The organism is Acinetobacter sp. YH01007 (assembly GCF_013420425.1).
In the GTDB taxonomy this organism is placed as follows: domain Bacteria; phylum Pseudomonadota; class Gammaproteobacteria; order Pseudomonadales; family Moraxellaceae; genus Acinetobacter; species Acinetobacter towneri.
The window spans coordinates 23136-47561 of the sequence record NZ_VOYC01000016.1; the positions used below are offsets into that span (position 1 = coordinate 23136).

Here is a 24426-nt window from a genome sequence, read left to right on the forward strand (position 1 = left end):
ATGATTATGATTTAAAGTGGTGAGCAAACAGTTCGCTAAGATGAGGAATAAAGTGTGGAGGAATATCATGCCCCATTCCTTTGATTAATTCAAACTTAGCGCCCGGAATCGCTTTCGCAACAGCCTTACCATGCCCTGGTGGGAGCAAACGATCTTGCGAACCATGTACCACAAGGGTAGGTTGCTGAATTTGTTTGTCCAGTTGTAGCAACGAGCCTGTACATAATATTGCTAAAAACTGTTGAAGTACACCCGCAGGGTAATAACTTCGCTGATATAATTTGCGTGCAGTTTGCATCGTTTCGAGTTGATTCACATAGCCAGGTGAGCCTATCACCTTAAATAGTTTTAAACTATGATCAACAATGCCATTTTCATCTTGTGATTTTGGTCTTTCTAGCAAGCTGAACAGTTGTTTCGGAAATGGTGGTGGTAAAAAAGGCTGGTTATTACTGGTAAATAATAAGCCTAAATTATTCACGCGATCTGCATATTTGGCTGCCAAAATTTGTGCAATCATGCCGCCCATAGAAGCACCAATCACCTCGGTCTTTTCAATGCCTAAGCGCTCTAATAGCAATGCAGCATCATCCGCCATATCAAATAAGTTATAAGGCGCACCGTGGTTTTGCAGACCTAAGCTAAAACGCCCCATCATTTTATAGGTGTTCAGACGCGGGCCTTTGTGGCGAATTTTGGATGACAAACCAATATCGCGGTTGTCATAGCGAATGACACGATAGCCCTGATCAATCAGTGATTTACAAAAGAAATCGGGCCAGTACAACATTTGTGCGCCTAAACCCATAATCAGCAAAATAGGTGGATCTTCAGTTTTGCCGCCCACTTCGACATGCAGCTGAATTCCGTTGCCTAAATCGACTTTGGTTTCGTGCATAAATGCCGTATAGGGCGATGTGGTGAACTGAAGTGCACTATTCATGTTGTGATCCTCATGTCAGGCAAGGGCGAAATCAATCGCCCTTTATTGTTTTTATTTTATTCCGATACAGGCAATAAGTCTGGCACTAATTTGGTCAAACTCAAGCGTTGTTTGGCCGCTGTTGCGCCTAATAGGACAAAGCCACGTAAGGTATCGGTTTGGTCATAGGCTCTGGCAATCATGCCATCGTCAAATTCTTCGGTATGCCAGTTGACATCTACCCCTAGTGGCGCAGGTAAAACGGTCAGTGGTGCAGCAGGTGTTTTCACTGCAACAGGCATGGCAGGGTAGTGTACCTGAGTAGTTTCACCATTTAAGGTTTTGGCTAAGGCACGTGCTTGCTGCATGATTGGCATCACATACGGCAATAAAATACCATTCACTTCCGCACAGTCACCTACTGCATAGATATCAGCTTGGCTGGTTTCAAGTTGCGCATTGGTTAAGACCCCACGACTGGTTTCGATGCCTGCTGTTTTAGCCAAAGCAATGTTTGGTTGTAAACCAATGGCAGACAGTACCACATCGGCAATTAAAGACTGACCACTGGTAATGGTCACTAAATAGTCGTCATTTTTAATTTTCGAAACTTTTTCAACGGTTGTACCCAATACAAAATGGATACCCGTTTCTTCTAGGTTTTGTTTAAAAGCATTGGCTACATAATCCGGCAATAAACGACCTAGTGGTTGTGGTGCAAGGTCAATCACCGTGACTTGGTGTCCTGTTTGCTGCAAGTCATTGGCAAATTCACAACCAATTAAACCTGCACCTAAAATCACCACACGTTTGTCTTGACGTTGTTCAAGCTGTTGGCGAAATGCGGTGTAATCACTTAAATTATTTACCACATGAATGTCATCACTGCCATCGCCCGCAATGGCTAAACGTACAGGATTCGCACCCACTGCCAAAACCAATTTAGAATAAGGTTGTTGGCTGCTTACACCCTCTTTTTCTAATTCAAGTACATGCGCTTCTGCATCAATTGCTTTAACCCAAGTGTGGGTTTCAATACGCATATTGAGTTGGCTTGCCATTTTAGCTGCATCGCCCAATGCAATTTGAGCAGGGGCTTTATTGCCCGCCAATGCGTTAGATAAAGTTGGTTTGGCATAATTGGCAGCATCATCTGCACAAATCATGACTAACTCTTGTTCTGCATTTAGCTTACGAAACTCGCGTGCAACAGTATAACCTGCCATGCCTGAACCAATAATAACGATAGGATGCATAAGGTGTACTCCAAATGAGGGCATAGAAATTGGCGTTAAAAAAAGACCATCGGACATGGTCTTTTCGTGGTCTTAAACTTCAATCATTTCAAAATCAGCTTTTGAAACGCCGCAGTCTGGGCAAGTCCAGTCATCAGGAATATCTTCCCATAATGTACCTGCCACAATACCATCTTGAGGCCAGCCTTCTGCTTCGTCATAAATCCATCCACAAACGATGCATTGATACTTTTTCATTCAATTCTCCATAAACCGATCTTTAAATTTCCAGATCAGCAAAAAACTTATCTACGACTAGTTGTATGATATATCTATTTGATTAAATTTTTACGCAGTTATACGGCTAAAGTAAAGTAAATAAGCGATTTTAATCTGTGCTTTTATAGAATGAATAGCTGCATGGGACATAACCGCGCAGAAAAGACCTCTTTTGATATAGATACGGCATTGTAATGAGAGAATGGCTGCAGGAAAAATCACGTTTTTATGCGTTTAAATGCCATTTAAGACCTTGGTCGTACAGTAAAAGTCTTATATTTTTGCTATTTTATTATGGAATAAATATATATTAATATTTTTAAGTATTTTTTAAGTATATTAAAGTTTATATAAATCAAAATCTTGTAGTGTTTTGATGCGTGATTGATGGCAGTCTTGCCGATTCGATCACTAGCCTTATGTGAAAATAAACGGTAAAATTCAACCATTCTTTAGTCACATTTCTGATCTTCCATGAGCAATTTGTCTACTTTTTTGTGGTCGCATATTCGTACAGTTCCTCATTTTCCAAAACCAGGCGTAGATTTTTATGATTTAACGCCTTTGTTTATGAATAATTTGGATTCATTAACAGATGCTTTAATTGCCAGCATTCCTGCAGAAAAATTAGCTGAAGTTGAAAGCTTTATTGCAGTAGAAGCACGTGGTTTTGTATTGGCGAGCCTTTTGGCACAGCGTACAGGCAAAGGTTTGGTACTTGTGCGTAAAGCAGGTAAATTGCCACCACCAGTTGTGGGTGTGGGTTATAGCTTAGAATACGGTTTAGACCGTTTAGAAATGGCTGCCGATGTGCAAGCGCAAAAAGTCATTATTGTAGATGATGTATTGGCGACAGGTGGCACTTTAAAAGCAGTGAAACAATTGGCTGAAAAATGTAATCATCAAGTTTTAGGTGCAAGCATTTTCCTAGACTTACCAGATTTACACAAAAATTTAGGTTTAGATATTTGGTCCGTATTGGACAATAAATCTAAACCAGAACAAGCAGTGGCTTAATCCTTTTAAGTTATTGTAACTGCTGTAAAAAAGCCTGATCTCCATAGTTGTGATCAGGCTTTTTTTAATGGGTGATGTTTAATTGATTATTTTTAATGGATAGCTTTGACTTTATTTGGCAAGATAAGCTTGTTCGATTTGCTGAATACAAGAATTAATATTTTCTGGATGCAATAAGCGATGATGCCCAGACTCAAAAGTAGAGGTCTGCATATAGTTTTCTAAAAATGCTTGCGCGGCATGCATATCCAAAATTTCATCGCCCAATTCTAAATAAGCCAATTGTGGAATATCGTGCTGCAAGTCATCATCTGAAATTGCAGGATAGTCATTGCGAAACGTGGGAGCTAAACTTGGATTTGCCACCACACACGGAATATGGTGCGACAAAGACATTTTGAGTGCCCAATAGCCGCCTAGACTATGTCCCACCAAAATTTCAGGCTTAATTTTTTGAATGATATTGTGATAAAAATCGGCAACAGTTTGATAATTTAAGTTGCGATAATCGACATTGATACAAAATTTTTGTTTTGCATCTATGGCATGGAATTTAGTCGACTCCCGCGAGGAATCTAATCCATGTAAAAACAAGACTTTTAAAGCACATGTATTCATTGCCAGATTCACAAAGTTAAACATCTTGAGTCAAACTGAGCCTAAAGATAAAGTGGATAGAAAATAAAATATTTAGACTGATACATCAGCAGGTTTAAAAACAGCAAAATACGGTCTTTTTCATCTATTTTCTGAACAATATTGTAGTGCGCTTAGCCTGAGAAAGAAGTTAGCTTTTGGTCTAAGTCTACAAAAAATCACAAAAGCAAGTGGCAATTTAAAAAATAAATTGCTCGAGTCAGAGAAGGCATACGAAATCGTGTCTAAATCTGCTATTCTATTGAACTTCTTTTTTTAGTAATTATTCGAGGCAGAGATGACGCAACATAACGCTCAATCGACTTCTGAACCCACTATTTCCGAAAACGATTTAATTGCGCAGCGTCATGCCAAGTTAAAGCAAATTCAAGAACAAGCGCAGGCGAAGGGAACTAGCCCTTGGCCAAATACGTTTAAGCGTGAAAACTACGCAGAAGATTTGCAGGCACAATTCGCAGAAGTTTCTAAAGAAGAAATTGAAGCAGGCGAAAAAGTGTATGTGTCTGTAGCAGGTCGTGTGATGTTGAACCGCGGTTCATTCATCGTAATTCAAGACATGACAGGTCGTATTCAGCTGTATGTGGCGCGTAAAGAACTTAGTGCTGAAACATTAGAGACGATCAAGAGCCTAGATTTGGGCGATATTATCGCAGTGAAAGGCTATATTGGTCGTTCAGGCAAAGGCGATTTATATGTTCATATTCAACATTTTGAATTGTTGACCAAATCTTTACGTCCATTACCAGACAAATATCATGGTTTAAGCGATACCGAAGCGAAATATCGTAAGCGTTATTTAGACTTAATCGTAAATGAAGACACCCGTAAAACCTTTGAAATTCGTGCCAAAGTGGTTTCGGGTATTCGTGCATTTTTAACTGAACAGCGTTTTATGGAAGTTGAAACGCCAATGATGCATGTGATTCCTGGCGGTGCATCGGCACGTCCATTTGAAACGCATCATAATGCTTTAGATATGCCGTTATTCTTGCGTATTGCGCCTGAATTATATTTAAAGCGTTTAGTGGTTGGCGGTTTTGAACGTGTGTTTGAAATTAACCGTAACTTCCGTAATGAAGGGGTGTCTACACGTCATAACCCTGAATTTACCATGATCGAATTCTACCAAGCTTATGCCGACTATAAAGATTTGATGGCATTGACTGAGCAAATGCTAGAAAAACTGGCTTTGGATATTTTGGGTACTACCGATGTGCCGTATGGCGATGAAGTGTATAGCTTCAAAGGCCCATTCAAGAAAATTTCTATGTTTGATGCCATTCTTGAGCATAATCCACAATTCACGCCAGAAAATGTTAATGACCGTGATTTCTTGGCTAAATTTGTGCAGGAAGAATTGAAAGAACAGGTGAAGCCTGGTTTTGGTTTGGGCAAACTACAAACCATCGTGTTTGAAGAAACCGTAGAAACTCAATTACGTCAGCCGACTTTCATTACAGAATATCCTGCAGAAACGTCGCCTTTGGCACGTCGTAATGACGATAACCCACACATTACTGACCGTTTTGAGTTCTTTATTGGTGGTCGTGAATTGGCGAATGGTTTCTCAGAATTAAATGACCCGATTGACCAAGCTGAGCGTTTCCAAGCACAGGTTGCAGAAAAAGACGCAGGCGATGATGAAGCGATGCATTACGATGCAGACTTTGTTGAAGCTTTGGAATACGGCTTACCACCAACTGCAGGTGAGGGCATCGGGATTGACCGTTTGGTAATGTTGTTTGCCAACGCTGCGAGTATCCGTGATGTGATTTTATTCCCACACATGCGTCATAAAAACTAAGTTTTAGCGCATCGTTGACGACATAAAAAACAACCTGCAGAAATGCAGGTTGTTTTTTTGTTGTAACTTAAAGTTAAACACTTGCCACCAATTTTTTGATCATAGGTCGCTGGCGTTGACTGGCAAGCCATAAATCATGCTGCATTTGTAAATTCAACCAAAACTCTGGTGAGGTTTCTAAGGCTTCACTCAAACGAATCGCCATATCTGCAGAAATTCCAGTATGACCATTCAAAATGCGAGATAGGTTTGCACGTGTCACTCCAAGTGCTTGAGCCACTTCAGTCACAGAAGTTTCACCAATATATTCGCGCAACATTTCGCCCGGATGAGGTGCATTAAACATCATATTCATCTTTGTACTCCTGCGCTAGAAGCTATGTGATAATCCAAATAATCTACAATGTAGACATCACCATCTTCAAATTTAAAAATTACACGCCAATTACCATTTACTGTTAGTGACCATTGATCTTGTAGATTTCCACTCAATTTATGTAAACGCCAATTGGGTGGAGTTCGCAAATCATTCACCGTAGATGCAGCATGTAGTGCTGCAAGTATTAAACGTAATTTTGTAGAATGCGCTGCTTGAATACCTGCTGTTGAACCAGTTTGGAAAAAAGCCTGAAGACCTTTATGTTTAAAACTCTTAATCAAGCCTTAGTATCCAAGTGTATTGTGTATATGTACAGTATACGATAATTTCGAGTTTAATCAATCAACCAGTTTTGGCGGGGTTTAAGTGCATCTTGCGTAATCCGCAGAAACTTAAAGTGATGATGCTTATAACAACGCCGTTTGAATCCGTACTTTCATCTCTAAAGCTTGCTGTAAAATATGCGCTTTCATCCAAGTTACTTGTGTACCCATGGGGTTGGTTTTAATAGCAGTGTTTAAGAAATCCAGTTTTTCTTGCGAAAATAATTGCGTTTCAATCGCTTGATGCAGTTCTGCCGTGGTTGCATTTAAAGGCACATCTACCAAATAAAAACCTTTAGGATAATTATAAAATGCATACATTAAGTTAAAGGCTTTTTGTTCGGCCTTTAAATTGCCCGCACCAATTTCATAGCTGCGGTCTTGATTGCTATGCGTCACGCCTATTAAAAAGGAGAGTTGTTGATCACGGCAACGCAAACCAAATTGCAGCCCAATCTGATCTGCACTGAGTTCATGTTGCACAAAAACATTCAGCATTGAAGCATCATCGTTTAAAGGCTCTTGTAGGACGAGTAGCTCAGGGCTGTGCTGATACAAAAAACCAGCCAGCTGCGCCTGTTCAAGTTTGGATTTGATCTGTTCAATCTGTGGCATGGGAGCATCTTAAAAATAAAAAAATATGTTTTTACTTTAAGCATTTTTTGTTCATGCTTGAAGCACTGAATTAGATGAATAATCTATGAAGTTATTCAAAAATGAGCAGCTTGTAAGCGCGATTTGTATGTATCAAACGTAGCGAGAATGACGTTAAATTTCAATATATGATGGAATAAACTATTGATTAAATAAAACTTATACTGCTTATTGGTTTTCTTTTATATGAGCTTTTTGCATATAAATATAATAAAACAAGCAATAGTCTGCATAACTAAGTCACTATAATGAAAATCAAATTCTATCTGTGTTATTCGTACACAAGTTTAAGTACATCTGGTGTGATCAATGTCAATAAATCAGGAAAGACTTACTCATCTTAAACAGCTTGAAGCTGAGAGTATTCATATTATCCGTGAAGTTGCAGCCGAGTTTGAAAATCCAGTCATGTTGTATTCGATTGGTAAAGATTCAGCGGTAATGTTGCATTTGGCTTTAAAAGCATTCTATCCAGCGAAACTGCCATTTCCACTGTTACATGTGGATACAGGCTGGAAATTCAAAGACATGATCACTTTCCGTGACAACATGGCAAAACAGCACGGTTTTGACTTGATTGTTCATCAAAATAAAGAAGGGGTAGATGCCAACATTAACCCATTCGATCATGGCAGTTCTAAATATACCGACATCATGAAAACCCAAGGCTTAAAACAAGCTTTAGATAAATACGGTTTTGATGCGGCATTTGGTGGCGCGCGTCGTGATGAGGAAAAATCACGTGCCAAAGAACGTGTTTATTCTTTCCGTGATGCAAAACATCGTTGGGACCCGAAAAATCAGCGTCCTGAATTGTGGAATTTGTATAATGGCAAGGTCAATAAAGGCGAAAGTATTCGTGTGTTCCCATTGTCTAACTGGACTGAATTGGATATTTGGCAATACATTTACCTCGAAAGTATTCCATTAGTACCGTTGTATTTGGCTGCAGAACGTCCTGTCGTTGAGCGTAGCGGCACTTTAATTATGGTCGATGACGAACGCATGCCGTTGCTAGAAGGTGAAGTTCCACAAATGAAATCGGTACGCTTCCGTACTTTAGGTTGTTATCCACTTACGGGTGCAGTCGAATCAGAAGCGAATACCTTGCCTGAAATTATTCAGGAAATGCTATTGGCAACCAGTTCAGAGCGTCAGGGTCGTATGATTGACCACGATGAAGCTGGCTCGATGGAAAAGAAAAAGCAAGAAGGTTACTTCTAATCTCTCCTGAAAAATCTCCCCAAACCCCTCTTTATAAAGAGGGACTTATAAAAAGCGGAGCAAAGCCTCCCTTTATAAAAGGGAGATTTAGAGGGATTAAAGATTAAAAAACCGATTTCTAAAAAATATGTGGAGCTTTGAGCAATGTCTCATCAATCGAATTTAATTAGCCAAGATATTTTGGCGTATTTAAAACAGCACGAAAACAAAGATCTACTGCGCTTTTTAACTTGCGGTAACGTAGACGATGGTAAATCGACATTAATTGGTCGTTTGTTGTATGACTCAAAATTGATTTATGAAGATCAATTACAAGCCGTGACTCGTGACTCGAAAAAAGTCGGCACTACGGGCGATGCACCTGATTTAGCTTTATTGGTCGATGGTTTGCAAGCCGAGCGTGAGCAGGGCATTACCATTGATGTGGCTTATCGTTATTTTTCTACTGAAAAGCGTAAGTTCATCATTGCCGATACACCTGGGCATGAGCAATATACACGTAACATGGCAACAGGTGCATCGACTTGTGACTTGGCGATTATTTTGATTGATGCGCGTTATGGCGTACAAACTCAGACCCGTCGTCATACTTTTATTTCTAGTTTATTGGGCATTAACAATATTGTGGTTGCCATCAATAAAATGGATTTGGTGGATTATTCAGAAGCACGATTTAACGAAATTCAGACGGAATATGCGAACTTTGTGAATCAACTGGGTGATCGTAAACCATCGAATATTATTTTCACGCCAATTTCTGCCTTAAATGGCGATAACGTGGTGAACAAGTCTGAGCATACCCCTTGGTACACAGGCGATACTTTAATGGGAACATTGGAGTCGGTAGAAATTAACCGTAACTCGGCTCAAAATGATTTCCGTTTCCCTGTGCAGTATGTCAACCGTCCAAACCTTGACTTCCGTGGTTTCTGCGGCACGATTGCTTTGGGCGATATTCATGTGGGTGACCGCATTGTGGCATTGCCATCGGGCAAAAGCTCGACAGTAAAAGAGATTGTGACTTTTGATGGCAATCTTGAACATGCAATTGCAGGTCAAGCAGTTACCCTAACACTGAACGATGAAATTGATATTTCACGTGGTAATGTGTTGGTGCGTGAAGATCAAGTGCGTCCTGAAATTTCACGTGCTGTAAATGCCACTGTGGTGTGGATGGCTGATCAGCCACTATCTATTGGCAAGCTGTATAACTTAAAAGTGGGTACACAAACTGTGCCTGCAAAAGTCACAGCCATTCATTACCGTACCAATGTGAATACTTTGGAACAGGTGCAGGTTGAACAGCTTGAACTGAATGCAATTGCCAATGTCACCATCGAATTTGATGCGCCTGTGGTATTTGACCGTTATCAAGACAGTCGTTATACGGGTTCGTTTATTTTCATTGATCGTTTAAATAACGTGACCATTGGCGCAGGTATGGTTGAAGCTTGCGTAGAATGGACTGCACACAGTACACCTGTAACAGCCGAAGACCGTGCTGCACGTTTGGGTCAAAAACCTGCAGCGGTATGTGTACCAAGCCAAGCACTTGAACAGGCACAAGCACTTGAAAGCTTGCTGATTCAGCAGGGTATTGTTGCCATTGCCAAAGCAGGTTTAGATGCTGCGCAGGTTGCATTACTCCGCGAAACGGGCATTGTGGTCATTAGTGATGTAAACAGTGGTGCAGATGCAGAGTTGACTGCGACAGCTACAGAAGAACTGGCAGAAAAAATTATTGCCCTAGTTCGCTTATAAAATTAGATTCGTTTATAAAATCGAATCCACATCCCCAAAAAACCGCTTTCACCTGAAAGCGGTTTTTTTATGTGCGTTCACTATATTGGAAAGTTTGTTTTTTAAGTGTGCTCTAAGGGTTCGCCATTGAGATGTTTGAGCATGGGTGTGAAGTGCCCATAGCTAATTTTTTGAGGTTGTATTTCAAAGCCATTTTTTTCATAAAAACTTAAAGCAGTCTGTGTGCTAAATACACTCATGTGCGATACATTTTTGCGCTTTAAATCGCTTATTGCTTCAAATAACAAGGCTTGACCAATACCGCGTTGTTGTACTTCGGGGGCAATGGCATGTTGTAAAATTTGCCCGCGATCACTCATCATAATAAAGCCAACCACCACATGCTGTAAGACATAGACCCAACAATTGTTGTAATGCAGCAGCATTAAAATATTTTCATAGCTTTTATTTTCTAGCCATGCCTGAATTTTGGCTTCATTGCGTTGATGATCTTGAATACAAGAGCGAATACTGGCGTGTAATACCGCAACCAAATTGGCGACATCTTGAATTTGTGCAGCTCTAATCATCTAGGCTTAGGGTGATAGATAAAAACAAGGCTCTATTGGAAGCGAAAAGTGTTTAAAGAAATAGCAGAAAATTGTTGTGTTTTACTGCGTTATACTGCAGCACAAGTCCTATTTTTAAGGCAATCGGTATCATTGTGTAATTGAGCATTGCACTTTTTAGCGATGCATGGATGGAATCATCTGTTAAAGCATAAGCGTTGAAGCGTGCAGCAGCGAATAGACGCTAAGCCCTGAAATGGTTATACTTTATTGAAACGCCTGAAATAAGAGCGAAGACCAAGATGGCAAAACTATTGTTATGGATTTTGTTGTTGATTGCCGTATATGCAGTCTGGAAAGTCTGGTTCAAAATAAAAATTAATCGTACTTTTCAGCAAAGCTGTCAAGATATTGCCAATATTGTCCAAGACCCGATTACCCACAAAGCACCGCGCCCTGTAGAAGAGGTGGTGGAAGAAGTTGCCGAATACGAACAGCAATTATTTGATGATATCGCAGAAATATTTTTAAGCTTAAAAGTATCTAGTCGTGACCCTGAAGATGCCGAAACTATTCAACAAGAAGTGCTGAATAAAATGCCTGCCAAAGCACATACGCAAATTCGTCAGTTAGACTTGGGGGAGTGGTCAATTTACTGGAGTTTTTACGAGCAATCCCTTGAATATTTTGTCGGCAAATACGGAGTTTTTATTACCCATGTAGACCGCTTTGGGCAAGAGCATAAATACAATAATTCAGAGCAGTTTCAAACAGATTGATTTTCATGCCTGATTTTATGTTTATGATTTTACAGAGGTTTCTTGAAAATTAATTGCAGCATCTTCTTGTCAGTTAAGTGTTTGGTTAAATGTTGAGTTTTGCGCTATTTTCCCGAAAAGAGGTATCATGCCTTTTTCTTTTACATAGGCAGCATCAATGTCAGTTTTAGAAATCATTGCTGTGTTGATTAGTGTTTTAGGCGTGACCTTAACCATTAAGCGACATATAGCTTGCTGGGTGGTGAATTTTATTGCCTGTTTGCTGTATGCCTATTTGTTCTTTGAATATCAATTGTATGGCGAAACGGTATTACAAACCCTATTTATGGGCATGGCTGTTTATGGTTTTTTCCAGTGGAAAACTGCACAGCAGCAAAAACAACATATCATCATTCAAAGCTTGCCACTCTCTAAAATGTGGCTGCAAATTGCACTGAGTAGCATACTGGGTTTACTGTTTGGGCTAAGTTTAAAGTGGTGGACGCAGGCTTCACTGCCTTTATTGGATGCACAACTGGCAGTTATGAGTCTATTGGCAACCTATTGGACCAGTCGTAAATACTTGGCTACATGGGTGTTATGGATTGTGGTCGATCTGGTGTATATCGGCATGTTTATTTACAAAGAGTTGCTGTTAACGGCTGTGTTATATGCAGGTTTTGTGGTTCTTGCTTATTTGGGCTGGCGTGAATGGCATAAAATCCGACAACAACATGCGGCACATTCTGCGGTGTGATGGCGTGTAGCGATGAGCAATTTAATTGATTTTAAACAGGCGCAGCTTAAACAATTTGATTTATTGGCATTGGATATTTTAGCGTATCCTGAGCGTTATTTACAGTTTGATTCGATTGCAGATTTTTACCAAGCCCAGTGGTTAGATGATTTCCCCAAAGGGACGACATGGTGTTCCACAGGACTAGATGATGGCGCAGAACATTTTTATGCCAAAATTGAATTTTATGGGCATTATTTAACTATTTATAGCCATGAAACCTATGCCGCTGAATTTGGCATCATTCACACAGAATAGACAAAATAGAGTCAATGACAGCAGGCGGAAAAAACATTTTAATAGCCTGAAAATAAAGTTGTATTTAGGATATAAAACAGCTTATACCCGTTGAGCATCAGCCAAATTATATTGCACGATGATGCTAGACCTACTCCATCAATAAACAAAATAAAAGGAACTCAAATGGCTCATCAATTTACTGTAAACGCCACCATTCATGGTGTTTCAATTGACGAATTTAAGCGTTTAGTGGCAGATGTTGCTTTGCATGAAGCAGTCTGCAAGCGTATTCCTGGTGAAAATTTGGAAATTTTAGAATCTAAAAAGAACGGTGATATTTACACTTTGCGCCGTGCTTATAATTTAGATGTGAATATTCCAGATATGGCTAAAAAATTATTAAAAGATGCATTTCGTTTAAAACGCAATGATGTGACCCATTTAACGGCGCTTACTTCTACCGTGGAGCTTGGTGCAAACTTGCCTTTAGAAGCTAAAGGCGAGCGTAGTGTGACAGGCAACCATGAAAAAATTGATATTCAATTAAACTGGACAATTAAGGTTAAAGTGCCATTGATTGGCGGCATGTTGGAAAAACATGCAGAAGGGGAAATCCGTCGTTTCAGTGAATTGGAAATTGGGATTGTGGAAGATGAACTCAAGAAAAATTTAGCGGCTTAACCCTTCATTTCTACTAGAAAAGATTGCTCTTAAATACATGCTTGGCGCTGCCGTTTTCGGTGGCGCTTTGTTTTTTGGACGTATTGAATTGTGATTGTTGATGCTGGGGTCATTTTACAGTGATCAATTTTTGATTTTTGAAAAAGTTTAGTGCTTGGCTTTATTGCATACAGACTATCGTCTTAATTTATTATTTAAATATAGTATATTTATTATGCTAATATTTTGACCAGATTTAAATTGAGTGTGAGTTCTGCCATGAAATTGATTCAGTTGTTATGTTTATCGGTTTTGCTGACCTTTGCCAGTCTATCTCCAGCAATGGCAGAGAGCAAAAAAGATCCACTTTTTGTCTTGCTTACCAGCAGTGATGCGCACCGCACCAAAATGGCAATTGGCATGAGCAATAACCAATTTGGCAAAGGTCATCCACTGACGATTTATTTGGTCGATCAAGGCGTAATGTTGGCATCTAACCGCTTTGAACATAAATATGCAGAGCATCAGAACATGCTGAAAAGTATTATCGCCAAAGGTGGTGATGTGTATATCTGCAAAATGTGTATGGAGCAGTACGGTGTTGTTGAAGGTGACTTAATGAAAGGTCTGAAATATGCCAATCCAGATGCTATGGGTGAAGCAATTTTCCGTCCAGGCACTCAGACACTGAGCTGGTAATTCGGCTGCTTGAAATGCAAAAGCCTTGTTGAAAAACAGGGCTTTTTTATTGCGGAATTTCTAGCGCATGGCGTATTTTTTTAAACGATAATCCAGTGCAGCGCGGGAAATTCCCAATAAGCGTGCCGCTTCAGATACATTGTGTTTGGCTTTTTGCATCGCGGTGATAATCAGTTGTTGCTCATGCTGTTCTAAATCAAAACCTTCGGTTAAAAGCGTGTCTAAATCTATGCTGTCTTGCTCATCTACAGTATGGTCGCTGTGCATTTGCGGAAACAGGGCATTCAGTTTAATCAGTTGTTGATCTTCCGTCAGTAGTACCGCACGTTCGAGCAGGTTTTCCAGTTCACGAATATTGCCAGGCCACGCATAGCTTTGCATAAAGTTAGTGGCTTTTTCACTGACGCCTTGAATTTGTTTGTCATACATTTTTTCAAAGCGTTTTAAGAAATGTGCAACCAATAATGGTAAATCTTCACGGCGTTCACGCAGCGGAGGAATCTGCACAGGAAAAATGTTTAAACGGTAATATAAATCGGCACGGAAACGACCTGCTTTAACCGCTTGTTCTAAATCTTCATTGGTTGCAGCAATCACGCGAACATCAATATGACGGGTTTGCGAATCTCCAACGCGTTCCACTTCACCTTCTTGTAGCACACGCAGCAAAGCCGCTTGAGCGCGTGGCGAAAGTTCAATCACTTCATCTAAAAAAATAGTACCGCCATGGGCGCGTTCAAATTTACCTAAGCGTGATTGATGTGCACCTGTAAATGCACCTTTTTCAACACCAAACAGTTCAGATTCAATCAGTTCAGGCGGAATTGCCGCACAGTTGACCGCAACAAAAGCATGTTCTTTACGCTGACTCAGTTCATGCACACCACGGGCAAAGGCTTCTTTCCCGACCCCTGTTTCACCTTGCAGCAAAATGGAAACTTTGGCACCTGCGGCTTTTTTGAGTAAGTCACACACCCGCTGATAAGCCGCCGATTGTCCGACTGAGCTGAACATGCTGTAGTCATTTTTACTGGTGGCATAAATCGACTTTTTCAGTTCATACAATTCGGCTTGCAGTGCAATGAGTTCCTGTTCCATCGGTTCAGGCGACATGAACTGAATCAGCTCATCGGCATTTTCCCATTCACTGAGTTGTTTACCAATAATACGGCAATGCTCACGCCCGCAGGCTTTACATTCCACTTCCTGATAAATAATGGTCATGCCTGTGGCAAAACTGCTGTAACCGCAAGCATAGCCCAGCAGCATCCAGCAGGAAGGTTCGTGACTCAGTCCAAATTGCTCAACATGCACATCGGCTTCAAAAGAGTTATGCCAGTTTAAGTCTGCATAAAACTGTTTTTTCTTTTGATTTAAAATCAATTGATTGGCAGAAACTTGCACCATGCCACGAATACCGTGCATTTGCGGCCCTGCCATAAAAGCCTGTTCTTCATTTAAACCTGGGCGCATTTTAGTAGTGACTTCTGCATCTTTCAGACCTGCCTGATAGCCCAAACGAATAAAAAAGCGTTTGGTGCGTTCCATTCCAATCATATTGGCAAGGTCTTTACGCAAATAGCCCATGATGCTGGTATGCATCAGCAACATGCGATATTCATCAAACCAGATTTGTCCACGCTCAGTGTCAAAATGTAGTTTGGAAAGCAGGTCGTGAATTTCCTGAGGATGACCTGCATATTTGCCGCTGCTGTCGTATTTTACTCGTACCATGCGCCGTGTTTAATCCATTAAATTCGAGGCTGTTTAGCCATCTTATGCAAATTCGTGAAAATTCAATAATACCTAAACAGCATCATGCCAAACCTTAAAGGTATTTAGTTGTATCTATATGTTTTTGTTGTTTTTATTCCGTCTTTATCATAAGTGAATTGCATAAAGCCCAAGGGTAAATTTTTGTATCTGTACGGGCTGTATTTCATCAAATCATGAAATCTTAAATTTTTTAAACATCAAAATTCATCAAATCATGAAATCCAAATTCTTATAAAAACACTCAGATTTTTTAAGTTGCTGTTTTTCAATGTTTTTATAAAGTTGGCACGCTTGTTGTAATAGTAAAAGTAAGCAACAGATGCATGAAGCAACTGAAGCAAGTTCTGAATGAATCAGATCTTGTAGGAGAACAATATGAAGGATGCAACAGGCGCATTGCCCTTAACCAAATATATTCGGGTAACGGGCGATATTAATGCCGCATTTGTCGAGTTCGACTTTGCCATTCACGATCCCACTTTATATGTGGAGTTGGTGTTACCGCAGCAAGCATTCCGCGAGTTCTGCGCAACCAATCAAGTGGTGGAAATGAGCGAACAACAGCAAGCCGTGAATGATGCTGAAGAAGACAAATGGCGTTACGGCATTGAACACGACACTTTAGTCGGTGCACAGCGATACAACATTGATCATGAAGATCAACACTGAATGCTTAAGGAGATAAGCGATGACTTTAGAAATTAAAACAGCGGGTATTGAGCCAATTCGTCAAAACTATGCCTATATTGAGCGCCGTTTTGGCAACAAGCCAGCCACCCGTTATCAGGAAGTCAGTTTTGATATTCAGGCGGAAACCAACTTTCACTATCGTCCGCTGTGGAAACCTGAAAAAACCTTAAATGATAAAACCCATACTGCAATTGAAATGCAGGATTGGTACGCATTTAAAGACCCGCGTCAGTTTTATTACGGAACTTATGTGCAGCATCGTGCGCGTTTGCAGGACATTGCCGAAAGTAACTTTAGCTTTTTTGAAAAGCGTCAGTTGGCAGAGCATATTTCTGAAGATGTCAAAGCCAAAGTGATTGCCTTGTTTTTGCCGTTTCGTCATATCGAACAGACTGCCAATTTACACATGATGTCGGGCAGTGCTTATGGTTATGGCACGGTGCTGACCCAAGCCTGTATTTATGCTGCGATGGATCGTTTAGGGATGGCGCAGTACATCTCACGGGTTGGTTTGGCACTCGATGGCAACACGGGCGAATCTTTAATTCCAGCCAAACAAGCATGGATGCAGGATGAAGCATGGCAAGGACTGCGCAAGCTGTGTGAAACCAGTTTGATCGAGCAGGACTATTTCAAACTGTTTTTATTACAAAACTTGGTGATTGACAGCTTTATGAGCGAATTGGTTTACACCCAATTTGATCAATGGTTGGCACAGCATCAAGCACGTGACTTGGCGATGCTGATGGAATTTATGCAGGAAGCCATGGCAGATTTACGCAAATGGTCAGACAGCGTATTTAAAACCGCAGCTGCAGAATCTGCACATAACAAACAATTGTTGAGCCAGTGGTTAGCCGAATATTTACCTGAAGTGAAAGCGGCATTTGCAGCGTGGGCAGCTGAGGCGTTGTCTGCAGATGCAGTCGACATTGCAGAACAAAAACTGCTGGAACGCAGTAAAAAAATTGGCATCGAACTCGAACAAATTTTGCAGGCTTAAGGAGAAGCAGCATGTCTAAGGTTTATCTCGCATTACAGGACAATGACACGTCGCGCTACATCATTGAAGCGATTGAAGAAGACAACCCAGATGCCACGATTCAATATCTGCCAGCCATGATTCGGGTAGAAAGCGAAACAGGTCTGATTGTTAAAGCAGAAACGGTATCTGAAAAACTTGGACAAGATTGGGATATTCAGTCTTTACAACTCAACATGATTACGTTGGGCGGCAACGTCGAAGAAGATGATGACAGTTTCCGTTTGCACTGGAACTAGGAATAAGGATGTGCACTGAGCCAATTTGAGTACAGTGCCGCCAGAACATATTGCTGCATAGATTGCCGCTAAAAAATTTAAGGATGATGAGCATGAATTCACAAGTTAAAACCCCAGCAAAAAAACTGAATGCCAAAGACCGTTATCGCGCACTTACTCGTGACTTGGATTGGGACTTTTCTTATGCAGACCGCAAAGAAGCCTTTCCATACGAAGAATTTGAAGGCATTAAAATTACAGACTGGTCTAAATGGGAAGATCCATTCCGTTTAACCATGGATGCTTACTGGAAGTATCAGGCAGAAAAAGAGAAAAAACTTTACGCCATTTTTGATGCTTTTGCACAAAACAACGGTCAAATGAACGTGACCAATGAGCGTTATTTGAATGCCATCAAACTGTTTTTAACTGCGGTAACTCCGCTTGAATATCAGGCATTCCAAGGTTATGCACATGTAGGGCGTCAGTTCAGTGGTGTAGGCGCACGTATCGCATCACAAATGCAGTCGATTGATGAATTACGTCACGTGCAGACGCAAATTCATGCCATGAGCCATTACAACAAATTCTTTGATGGTTTTCAGGATTGGTCGCACATGCATGACCGCGTTTGGTACTTGTCTGTACCAAAATCTTTCTTTGAAGATGCGCGTTCAGCAGGGCCGTTTGAGTTCTTGTTAGCCATTAGCTTTGCCTTTGAATATGTATTGACCAACTTGTTGTTCGTACCGTTCATGTCAGGTGCAGCACACAATGGCGATATGGCAACGGTCACCTTTGGTTTTAGTGCACAGTCCGATGAAGCACGTCACATGACTTTAGGTCTAGAAATCGTGAAATTCTTGTTAGAACAACACGAAGATAACGTGCCAATCGTACAGGAATGGATTGATAAGTGGTTCTGGCGTGGGACTCGTCTGTTATCTATAGTTGGCATGATGATGGACTACATGCTGCCAAACAAAGTGATGTCGTGGAAAGAAGCGTGGGAAACCTACTTTGAAGAAGCGGGCGGTGCGTTATTTAAAGACTTGAGCCGTTACGGTATTCGTATGCCGAAATATTCAGAAGTAATTACCAAAGAAAAAGAACACGTGTCGCATCAAGCGTGGTGGATTTTCTATAACTTCGGTCATGCAGCAGGTTTCCATACTTGGATTCCAACCGATCAGGAAATGGATTGGTTATCTGAAAAATATCCAGACACCTTTGACAAATACTACCGTCCAAAGTGGGAGTTAGCACGCAAGATGGAAGCAGAAGGCAAGCGTTTCTACAGCGCAGGCTTACCGCAATTGTGCCAAATTTGCCAAGTGCCAATGACTTTCACCGAAATGGATGGCGATCCGACCATGTTTACGTATCGTGAGTCTGTTTATAAAGGCGAGCGTTACCACACCTGTTCAGATGGTTGTCACGATATTTTTGAACGTGAACCTGAAAAATATGTGCAGGCATGGTTGCCAGTGAACCAAATTCTACAAGGCAACTGTGGTGGCTTAGATTTGGAAAACATGCTGCGCGAATATTATCGCTTCAATGTCGGTGCAGATAACTTGGATATTGAAGGTTCACCAGACCAGCAACGCTGGAAAAAATGGAAAGGTGATGCGGCTTAACGCTCATTCACTATCTAAAGTAAATATCTAAAATTTAAGTTATTTCAAGATTCAAATTTAAAAGGATTTCGGTTTGAGTCATTTGCGGCTCAAACCACCCCAATACGGAGAATGACCATGTCAGTACGCGCTATTCGCCCAGATTACGACTTTGAACCACGCGACCTACAAAAACACTATGGCGACAACATTTTGGTGTATGTGGGTTGGGATCATCACACTTTATATTGTTCTGCACACGCCATGTTGGTTTCGCCGCAGCAAACCTTTCAGGAATTTTTGGATCAGCAAATGCAGGCGGGTTTCCATCAACATCCTGACTTTGAAAACATTAAATGGGATGAAGTGCAATTTACTTTAAACAAACAGGTAATTCAGCCACGCCCTGAACAGACCTTGGCAGAAATTGGCTTCGATCAAAAATCACTACTGCGTTTTGTGACCCCAGGACTGAATGGGTACAAGGGCGCACACGTTTAAAACAGTAAGATCACAACAAAATAAAGACAGCAAAGCACAGTCAGTAAGTACAAGACAGGAGGTCGCAGATGAGCTATCAAGTCACAATTGAGCCAATTGGCACAACCATTGAGGTTGAAGAAGATCAAACCATTTTAGATGCCGCGTTACGTCAAGGCGTGTGGTTGCCATTTGCTTGTGGGCATGGCACTTGCGGCACTTGTAAAGTCCAAGTCACCGATGGTTATTATGATGTCGGCGAAGCGTCACCTTTCGCGCTGATGGATTTGGAACGTGAAGAACACAAAGTGTTGGCGTGCTGCTGTAAGCCTGAATCAGACATGACCATTGAAGCCGATGTTGATGAAGACCCAGATTTCTTGGGATATTTGGTTCAGGATTATCAGGCCAAAGTCCTTGAGGTAAAGGACTTATCTCCAACCATTAAAGGTGTGCGCTTGCAGTTAGACCGCCCGATGGAGTTTCAGGCAGGGCAATACATTAACGTGCAATTCCCGGGTATTGAAGGCACTCGTGCCTTCTCAATTGCCAATGCACCAAGCGAACTAGGCATTATTGAATTGCATATTCGTCATGTGGTGGGCGGCAGTGCTACGACCTATGTGCATGAGCAGCTTGCGGCAGGCGACGCACTGGAAATTTCAGGGCCATACGGACAATTCTTTGTACGTAAATCGGATGATCAGGATGCGATTTTTATTGCAGGTGGTTCAGGTTTATCTAGCCCGCAATCTATGATTTTAGACTTACTAGAGTCGGGTGATACCCGCACCATTTACCTATTCCAAGGTGCGCGTGATGTTGCGGAATTATATAACCGAGAACTGTTTGAGCAGTTAGTCAAAGACTATCCAAACTTCCGCTACATTCCCGCATTAAATGCACCTAAAGCAGAAGACCATTGGACAGGATTTACAGGCTATGTGCATGAAGCGGTTGCCGATTATTTTGAGCAGCGTTGCGGTGGACACAAAGCCTATTTATGCGGCCCACCAGTCATGATTGATGCAGCAATTTCGACCTTAATGCAAAGCCGTTTGTTTGAACGTGATATTCACACTGAACGCTTCTTGAGTGCTGCCGATGGTGCAAGTGGTCAGTCACGTTCAGCATTGTTTAAACATATTTAACACATATTTAAAAGTGGATAGGTGTTGCAATATTGTACTGAGCCTATCGAATTGCAATAGATAAAAAGTTTCCAAGGAAGTCGGTCAGTGTTGAGGCATTTAGCTCAGCACTGACACCATCATCAACACAGTAAGGCAGTGTCAAAAGCCAAAATAGCAATGCGACAACCAGCAAAGCCAAAATAGCCAAGGAGAGTTACATGGACCGTCAACAAATTGATACTTTAGTGAAGGAAATGAACGTAGACACCGCTACACGCCCTGTCGATCAGCGTGTGCAGCAAATAGTGGTGCGTTTAGTGGCAGATTTATTTCAAGCCATTGAAGATTTAGACATTCAGCCTTCAGAAGTGTGGAAAGGTCTGGAATATATTACCGATGCAGGCAAAGCCAATGAACTTGGTTTACTTGCAGCAGGTTTGGGTTTAGAACATTATCTAGATTTACGTGCCGATGAAGCCGATGCCAAAGCAGGCGTAACAGGCGGTACACCACGTACCATTGAAGGGCCACTTTATGTTGCAGGTGCGCCTGAATCAGTCGGTTTTGCGCGTATGGATGATGGTTCAGAATCAGACCATTTAGATACGTTAATTATTGAAGGTACAGTCACTGACACCAATGGCAATATCATTGAAAATGCCAAAGTCGAAGTTTGGCATGCCAACGGTTTAGGTAACTATTCATTCTTTGATAAATCTCAGTCTGACTTTAACTTACGCCGTACTATTTTCAGTGATGCCAATGGTAAATATGTGGCGCAAACGACCATGCCAGTCGGTTATGGCTGCCCACCAGACGGCACGACTCAAGCTTTATTAAACAAACTAGGTCGTCATGGCAACCGTCCATCTCACGTGCATTACTTCATTTCTGCACCAGGTTACCGCAAACTCACTACGCAATTTAACATTGAAGGTGATCAATACCTGTGGGATGACTTCGCATTTGCGACCCGTGAAGGTCTGGTTGCAACAGCGGTAGATGTGACCGATGCTGCAGAAATTCAGCGCCGTGGTTTAGACAAACCATTTAAGCACATCACCTTTAACTTTGAATTAGTCAAAGACACTGCAAATGCACCATCGACTGAAGTTGAACGTCGTCGTGCAAGTGCTTAATCCCACACCTTAAAACACAAAGTTTTAACACGTTCGCCAATACAGCATCAGCAAGTTCTTTGTTGATGCTGCCCTTAAAAGTCGGCTGTTCGCGCATGAATGATTCAGGCGCAGCAGGCAGACTTCATCAAAATTTCTATTGAATAGGATGTTCTATGAATAACAAAATTTGGGCACTCATGCTTTTGGGTGTCATGGCGACACACGTCAATGCAACAGAAAACGGTTTAGATACATTTGGATTAGGCGCAGAAGGCATTGCAGCAGGGGCTTTACCACCAGCTGGGGTATACTTACTCAACTACTATCAGAACTATCATGCCAGTGAGTTTAAAGACGGCCCAGACAATTTCCATGCCGATGTGAATGTCTATATTCCACGTTTGGTATGGATGACCCCCCAACACATTGCAGGCGGTCAGTTGGGTTTATATGCTGCACAGCCTTTGGTCGATTTGCGTTTAAATGTGATGGGCATGTCAGACTCTAACAGTGGTTTGGGCGATTTGATTATTGGCAGCATGTTGGGTTGGCATAAAGGCAATCATCACAGTGTAGCTGCTTTAGAAGGTGTGCTCGCAACAGGCGATTATGAAGATGCCAATCCACAACGTCCTGTAGTTGCCAACTTAGGTAAGAACTACAACACCATTCGTCCTATCTTTGCGTATTCTTATTTGCAGCCGCAAGGTTGGGAGTTTTCCACCAAAATGTCTTATAGCTTCAACAGTGAAAATGACGACACAAATTATCAGTCGGGGGATTATTTCGCTGGAGATTATGCAATCGGTTATCAATTGAATGATCAAGTCAAATTGGCACTCGAAGGTTATGTATTTAAACAAACCACAGATGATGAAGTGAATGGTGTCAGTATTGGCAATAAAGGACAGGCTCTATCTTTTGGTCCCGCGATTCAATACAAACGTGATAATTGGTCTTTGGAAGCAAAGTTTTTGAAAGAAACCGAAGTGGAACATCGTCCTGAAGGACACTCTTCGACTTTGAAATTGGTTTGGGCTTTTTAAAGCCCGAACCTGATTCTGCAGTGTTGCACATCAAGCTATCTTACAAAACAAAGTCAAGTTGAAAGACTTGGCTTTTTTGCAGCATCATTTTTCAAGATGGCTTGCTTCTAATTACGTGCTTCCATAAGTTGAGTTTGGTGGACTGAATTTTTAATCTCTCACGTGTTGCACTTATGCGCTAAGATTAGGCATAGCAACAGGGTGCGTATTGCGAGCAGGAGAGCCATTTTGAATCAAATAATGGATGCCGATGTAATTATTATTGGTGGCGGACAAGCAGCATTGGCCACGGCTTACTTTTTAAAACGGCAAAAAATCAATTTTCTGATCTTGGATAATCAAACGCAGTCGGGCGGTGCGTGGCAACATGCGTGGGATTCTTTACAGCTGTTCTCTCCAAATACATGGAGTTCTTTGTCCGGCTGGTTAATGCCAAAAACCGAACAGGAATATCCGAAACGATTAGAGGTGATTGACTATTTAACAGCGTATGAAACACGCTATCAATTTCCTGTGCTGCGTCCTGTGCAGGTCGAAAAAGTCCTGAAGGAAGGCAATGATTTAATTGTGTGTTCGGCACAGCAAAGCTGGCGAGCCAAAGCCGCTGTGAGTGCTACTGGAACGTGGAGTCAGCCTTTTATTCCTGCTTATACAGGACGCGAACGCTTTTTAGGCACACAAATTCATTCGGCTCATTACCGCAATGCCAATGCTTTTCAGGGCAAAAGAGTCATGATTGTCGGCGGGGGTAACTCAGGCGCACAAATTTTGGCAGAAGTGTCTAAAGTGGCCGAAACTTTTTGGGTTACACAGCAACCGCCAAGTTTTTTAGCCGATGATGTAGATGGACGGGTTTTATTTTTACGTGCCACGGAGCGCTTAAAAGCCCAGCAGGAAGGTCGCAGTATTGAACAACCGATCGGTGGTTTGGGCGATATTGTGATGATTCCAAGTGTCAAAGAAGCACGGCAACGTGATGTATTACATGGTCTGCCGCCATTTGACTATTTAACCGAACATAGTGCAGTTTGGGCAGATGGGCGCGAACAGGAAATTGCTGCCATTATTTGGTGCACAGGTTTTAAGGCAGCATTGTCGCATTTACAAAGTTTGAATGTGGTTAATGCACAAGGCACAGTCGATGTGTTAGAAAATCGAGCGTTACAACAGCAAAATTTATGGTTGGTTGGTTATGGCGATTGGACAGGCGCAGCCTCGGCAACTTTAATTGGTGTTTCCCGAACCGCACGGAATGTGGCAGAGCAAATTGCTGCGTATTTGCAGACAACAGCGTAAAGTCATTAACGTGACAAAAACTGTGTTTAAAAAATGAATCATGCAATTT

27 protein-coding genes are annotated in these 24426 nt (G+C 41.4%); 18 read left to right on the forward strand and 9 right to left on the reverse strand.

Translation table 11 applies throughout. The features are described from left to right. Positions 1-4: 4 nt before the first annotated feature. The 3 genes from FTT74_RS09360 to rubA form a co-directional block, all read right to left on the reverse strand. Positions 5-943 (reverse strand): alpha/beta fold hydrolase, encoded by a 939-nt coding sequence (locus tag FTT74_RS09360; protein ID WP_131261612.1) that lies wholly within the window; start codon positions 941-943, stop codon positions 5-7. Between the two features lie 56 nt (positions 944-999). Then, a complete protein-coding gene (locus tag FTT74_RS09365) occupies positions 1000-2178 on the reverse strand; it encodes an FAD-dependent oxidoreductase (protein ID WP_179988960.1) in 1179 nt (392 codons plus the stop codon). 72 nt (positions 2179-2250) lie between these two features. Beyond that, on the reverse strand, positions 2251-2415 hold the full coding sequence (rubA, locus tag FTT74_RS09370; protein WP_004972007.1) for a rubredoxin RubA: 165 nt from the start codon (positions 2413-2415) through the stop codon (positions 2251-2253). 495 nt (positions 2416-2910) lie between these two features. Here rubA and FTT74_RS09375 point away from each other — a divergent pair, with 495 nt between their 5' ends. Further along, positions 2911-3453: an adenine phosphoribosyltransferase gene (locus FTT74_RS09375; protein WP_004972003.1), complete on the forward strand. Its 543-nt coding sequence runs from the start codon at positions 2911-2913 to the stop codon at positions 3451-3453. A gap of 111 nt (positions 3454-3564) precedes the next feature. On the opposite strand, the gene FTT74_RS09380 is transcribed toward FTT74_RS09375, so the two are convergent. Next, positions 3565-4071 carry a YqiA/YcfP family alpha/beta fold hydrolase gene (locus FTT74_RS09380; protein ID WP_026438299.1) on the reverse strand — a complete coding sequence of 169 codons (507 nt, stop codon included), beginning with the start codon at positions 4069-4071 and terminating at the stop codon, positions 3565-3567. Positions 4072-4387: 316 nt separating this feature from the next. On the opposite strand from FTT74_RS09380, the gene lysS reads away from it, so the two are divergent. Continuing rightward, positions 4388-5914 carry a lysine--tRNA ligase gene (gene lysS / locus FTT74_RS09385; protein ID WP_096900968.1) on the forward strand — a complete coding sequence of 509 codons (1527 nt, stop codon included), beginning with the start codon at positions 4388-4390 and terminating at the stop codon, positions 5912-5914. Positions 5915-5987: 73 nt separating this feature from the next. Here the strand turns inward: lysS and FTT74_RS09390 are convergent, their stop codons facing one another. The 3 genes from FTT74_RS09390 to FTT74_RS09400 all read right to left on the reverse strand — a co-directional run bounded on the left by FTT74_RS09390 (position 5988) and on the right by FTT74_RS09400 (position 7231). Then, positions 5988-6269, reverse strand: a complete 282-nt coding sequence (locus tag FTT74_RS09390) for a HigA family addiction module antitoxin (RefSeq protein WP_004971994.1) — start codon at positions 6267-6269, stop codon at positions 5988-5990. After that, positions 6266-6574, reverse strand: coding sequence for a type II toxin-antitoxin system RelE/ParE family toxin (locus FTT74_RS09395; RefSeq protein WP_096900967.1), 309 nt, complete (start codon positions 6572-6574; stop codon positions 6266-6268). Before FTT74_RS09395 ends, FTT74_RS09390 begins: the two co-directional genes overlap by 4 nt. A 126-nt stretch (positions 6575-6700) precedes the next feature. Next, positions 6701-7231 (reverse strand): hypothetical protein, encoded by a 531-nt coding sequence (locus tag FTT74_RS09400; RefSeq protein ID WP_096900966.1) that lies wholly within the window; start codon positions 7229-7231, stop codon positions 6701-6703. A gap of 354 nt (positions 7232-7585) precedes the next feature. Here FTT74_RS09400 and cysD point away from each other — a divergent pair, with 354 nt between their 5' ends. Then, positions 7586-8494 (forward strand): sulfate adenylyltransferase subunit CysD, encoded by a 909-nt coding sequence (cysD, locus tag FTT74_RS09405; RefSeq protein ID WP_026438300.1) that lies wholly within the window; start codon positions 7586-7588, stop codon positions 8492-8494. A 144-nt stretch (positions 8495-8638) separates the two neighbouring features. Then, complete coding sequence (gene cysN / locus FTT74_RS09410) at positions 8639-10255, forward strand: sulfate adenylyltransferase subunit CysN (RefSeq protein ID WP_096900965.1); 1617 nt, start codon at positions 8639-8641, stop codon at positions 10253-10255. A 101-nt stretch (positions 10256-10356) separates the two neighbouring features. On the opposite strand, the gene FTT74_RS09415 is transcribed toward cysN, so the two are convergent. Beyond that, on the reverse strand, positions 10357-10824 hold the full coding sequence (locus tag FTT74_RS09415) for a GNAT family N-acetyltransferase (RefSeq protein ID WP_131261606.1): 468 nt from the start codon (positions 10822-10824) through the stop codon (positions 10357-10359). Positions 10825-11105: 281 nt separating this feature from the next. Here FTT74_RS09415 and FTT74_RS09420 point away from each other — a divergent pair, with 281 nt between their 5' ends. From FTT74_RS09420 to FTT74_RS09440, 5 genes are all read left to right on the forward strand, one after another. Beyond that, positions 11106-11582, forward strand: coding sequence for a hypothetical protein (locus FTT74_RS09420; protein ID WP_167845869.1), 477 nt, complete (start codon positions 11106-11108; stop codon positions 11580-11582). A gap of 157 nt (positions 11583-11739) precedes the next feature. Then, the gene (pnuC, locus tag FTT74_RS09425) at positions 11740-12318 is read left to right on the forward strand and encodes a nicotinamide riboside transporter PnuC (protein ID WP_154320936.1); all 579 of its coding nucleotides are present in this window, start codon (positions 11740-11742) and stop codon (positions 12316-12318) included. Positions 12319-12330: 12 nt separating this feature from the next. Beyond that, a complete protein-coding gene (locus FTT74_RS09430) occupies positions 12331-12615 on the forward strand; it encodes a hypothetical protein (RefSeq protein ID WP_096900962.1) in 285 nt (94 codons plus the stop codon). Positions 12616-12780: 165 nt separating this feature from the next. After that, entirely contained in the window at positions 12781-13278 is a 498-nt protein-coding gene (locus FTT74_RS09435; RefSeq protein ID WP_004971978.1) for a DUF2505 family protein, read from the forward strand. Positions 13279-13536: 258 nt separating this feature from the next. Continuing rightward, complete coding sequence (locus FTT74_RS09440; RefSeq protein ID WP_004971976.1) at positions 13537-13956, forward strand: DsrE family protein; 420 nt, start codon at positions 13537-13539, stop codon at positions 13954-13956. A gap of 60 nt (positions 13957-14016) precedes the next feature. On the opposite strand, the gene mobR is transcribed toward FTT74_RS09440, so the two are convergent. Next, positions 14017-15690, reverse strand: a complete 1674-nt coding sequence (gene mobR, locus FTT74_RS09445; protein WP_179988959.1) for a phenol degradation transcriptional regulator MobR — start codon at positions 15688-15690, stop codon at positions 14017-14019. A 417-nt stretch (positions 15691-16107) separates the two neighbouring features. Here mobR and FTT74_RS09450 point away from each other — a divergent pair, with 417 nt between their 5' ends. The 9 genes from FTT74_RS09450 (at position 16108) to FTT74_RS09490 (ending at position 24377) form a co-directional block, all read left to right on the forward strand. Continuing rightward, positions 16108-16401 carry a phenol hydroxylase subunit gene (locus tag FTT74_RS09450; protein ID WP_004971972.1) on the forward strand — a complete coding sequence of 98 codons (294 nt, stop codon included), beginning with the start codon at positions 16108-16110 and terminating at the stop codon, positions 16399-16401. A gap of 19 nt (positions 16402-16420) precedes the next feature. Further along, complete coding sequence (locus FTT74_RS09455; RefSeq protein WP_004971970.1) at positions 16421-17425, forward strand: aromatic/alkene monooxygenase hydroxylase subunit beta; 1005 nt, start codon at positions 16421-16423, stop codon at positions 17423-17425. Positions 17426-17436: 11 nt separating this feature from the next. After that, positions 17437-17703 (forward strand): MmoB/DmpM family protein, encoded by a 267-nt coding sequence (locus FTT74_RS09460; protein ID WP_004971969.1) that lies wholly within the window; start codon positions 17437-17439, stop codon positions 17701-17703. A 92-nt stretch (positions 17704-17795) separates the two neighbouring features. After that, entirely contained in the window at positions 17796-19322 is a 1527-nt protein-coding gene (locus FTT74_RS09465; RefSeq protein WP_004971966.1) for an aromatic/alkene/methane monooxygenase hydroxylase/oxygenase subunit alpha, read from the forward strand. 117 nt (positions 19323-19439) lie between these two features. Then, positions 19440-19802 (forward strand): phenol hydroxylase subunit P4, encoded by a 363-nt coding sequence (locus FTT74_RS09470; protein WP_104853300.1) that lies wholly within the window; start codon positions 19440-19442, stop codon positions 19800-19802. 68 nt (positions 19803-19870) lie between these two features. Further along, positions 19871-20932, forward strand: coding sequence for an NADH:ubiquinone reductase (Na(+)-transporting) subunit F (locus FTT74_RS09475; RefSeq protein ID WP_004971960.1), 1062 nt, complete (start codon positions 19871-19873; stop codon positions 20930-20932). A gap of 200 nt (positions 20933-21132) precedes the next feature. After that, complete coding sequence (gene catA, locus FTT74_RS09480; RefSeq protein WP_004971957.1) at positions 21133-22053, forward strand: catechol 1,2-dioxygenase; 921 nt, start codon at positions 21133-21135, stop codon at positions 22051-22053. A 155-nt stretch (positions 22054-22208) separates the two neighbouring features. Beyond that, on the forward strand, positions 22209-23081 hold the full coding sequence (locus FTT74_RS09485; protein WP_004971953.1) for a transporter: 873 nt from the start codon (positions 22209-22211) through the stop codon (positions 23079-23081). Positions 23082-23321: 240 nt separating this feature from the next. Beyond that, positions 23322-24377 carry an ArsO family NAD(P)H-dependent flavin-containing monooxygenase gene (locus tag FTT74_RS09490; protein ID WP_371972051.1) on the forward strand — a complete coding sequence of 352 codons (1056 nt, stop codon included), beginning with the start codon at positions 23322-23324 and terminating at the stop codon, positions 24375-24377. The last annotated feature ends 49 nt before the right edge of the window (positions 24378-24426 follow it).